Source organism: Bradyrhizobium sp. (genome assembly GCF_016462955.1).
GTDB lineage: Bacteria > Pseudomonadota > Alphaproteobacteria > Rhizobiales > Xanthobacteraceae > Bradyrhizobium.
In genome coordinates, this window is record NZ_JAEMSD010000823.1 from 1 (window position 1) to 1,909 (window position 1,909).

Annotated in this window: 2 protein-coding genes and 1 pseudogene; all 3 read left to right on the forward strand. The window is 66.0% G+C overall.

Annotated elements, in window-relative coordinates; translation table 11 throughout:
* Nucleotides 1-477: toprim domain-containing protein (locus JHD07_RS38835; protein ID WP_291631847.1), on the forward strand; the 477-nt coding region annotated here is incomplete at its 5' end.
* Between the two features lie 313 nt (nt 478-790).
* Nucleotides 791-1,396 (forward strand): DUF1419 domain-containing protein, encoded by a 606-nt coding sequence (locus JHD07_RS38840; RefSeq protein ID WP_291631849.1) that lies wholly within the window; start codon nt 791-793, stop codon nt 1,394-1,396.
* Nucleotides 1,397-1,564: 168 nt separating this feature from the next.
* Nucleotides 1,565-1,909, forward strand: a pseudogene (locus JHD07_RS38845) (class I SAM-dependent methyltransferase); the annotation flags it as partial.

Genomic DNA, 1,909 nt, shown 5'->3' on the forward strand with positions numbered 1-1,909 from the left:
TGGTGGGGGCAGTTCTTCATGACGCAAAGGGGGCAGTTCCGGATGGCGTTTGACACCCATAGCGATTCTGCCGGAGCGATCACGGGGTGGGAGGAGCGTGGACCGCAATGGCGCGGCTTCGCCACTGAGGGCGCGAAAGAACTTTTCCGCTTCGGGCCGCCCGAGCCCGAGCGGATCTGCATTACAGAGGCGGCCATCGATGCCATGAGCCTAGCGGCGATCGATGTCCGACGCTCCGATACGCTTTATATCAGCACTGGAGGCGGCTGGTCCCCGGCGACAGATCATGCCATCCGCAATCTAGCTAAGCGCGCCAAGGTCTGCCTCGTGGCAGCGACCGACAACAATCGGCAGGGTGACGTGTATGCCGATCGCGTTCGGGCCATTGCCGGAGAAGCGAGTGCGGAATATGCGCGATTACGGCCACGCACCGATGATTGGAATGAGGATCTGAAAGCCCTGACGGCGACCCTTTGATGCGGCTTGCGAATGGGCCGGCTAGGCAGCCGTGGTCGCGCAGCGGTAAGGCCGCTGAATGAGTGAGGCCCTGATGGTTGCCGGTGAGCGGTAGAAGGAAATCGGGCAAGGAGAAAGGAAGATGAAATGGGAATGAGGCGCTGCCGCACGCCCGGCCAGCGCGTCAAGGGTGAAGCTTCGCCCGCGTTCCGCGGCCCTTGACCCGCCGGGCCTTCGATGCGGCGGGCGAGGAGGTGTGATGAAGGACTGGAGTGACGAAGAGATCAGGCGGATCGCTCGCGCTTCATTCCGGTCAGGCCAACAGGAGCCGCCGATGCACACCTCACCTATCGTTCGCAAGGTCTTCGAAGGCGTCGCGACGCGCCACGAGATGCACCGTTTGTTCAACCGCCATCGCGGCCATCCGGCCATGGCCGAGGAGGAGGCAGGGCACCTCTTCGGCGGCGAGTGGTTCGAGATCGCTGAGTCCGAGCACGAATACATGTTCGACATCCTGCCGCCGCTATGGATGCGCGCGGACATGTTCGCGATGCGTGAATTCATGACGGCAAGTGTGACAAGCATTTTCCTATCACTGTCGATCGACGGCCAGATGCGCTGGTTCCACGGTTATTGCGACCTGTCGGACAGAGCGTCACCGGAGCGGATGAAAGCGGCGATCATCGAGCGCGAGTCTCGTCCTGTCCGGGCGATGACGCGCGAAGAGCGGCTCGAGCACATCTGGTCGTGCACCCACGACGACTACCGCGGCTACGCCGGCGAGCACTGGCCTGCCGCCGTGCGCGGCCGCCGCACCGTGCTCGTCTACGCTGGCCAGCAAGGCACCGGGCTGAAGCTGCTGGACGACCTTACCGAAATGGAGATCGCAGCGAAACTGCCGGTGCAGCTCCGCCACCTGCCGGAAGCGGTCGCGGCCTAGCCGGGCCGCCCGCCCTCGGCGACCTGCGAATAGCCCGGCCCAGTGCCGGGCTTCGCAATTCGGCACCCAGCCTCCCGCCGGCTCTCCCGTCAATCCCGCAAGACCGTGCCGCCCGTTGCAGCCGCGGCGGCGACGCGGTCGCGCGCGCCCAGCAGAAGGACATTTCCAATGGCGCAGGACGACCCTTTCACGATCGACCTCTTCGGCAACACCGCCCTCTCCTCTAGCCTCGGCCTCGGCGTCACCGCCTTCGCCGCCCACTTGGACGGTGACCACGACGACAGAGCAACACCGCCAGGGCCGGCTCCCGCGGGACCGGCGCTCAAACCCGCCCGGCTGTGCGCGCCGAACGCGCGCACGCGCGGCGACAATTTCCGTCTCGCCAGCGACCGTGGCCTGGCAAAGGGCTGGAAGCAGCGCGCCCGCGACAGCGTCGCGGCCATTCGGCTCGCCGCGCAGATCGAGGCGGAGCAGCGGTCCGCCTCGCAGGACGAGCAGCGGCAGTTGATGCGC

What these genes read in the sequence shown, in the direction of transcription:
- JHD07_RS38840 (WP_291631849.1), top strand. Translation starts at nt 791, where the DNA reads ATGCACACCTCACCTATCGTTCGCAAGGTCTTCGAAGGCGTCGCGACG.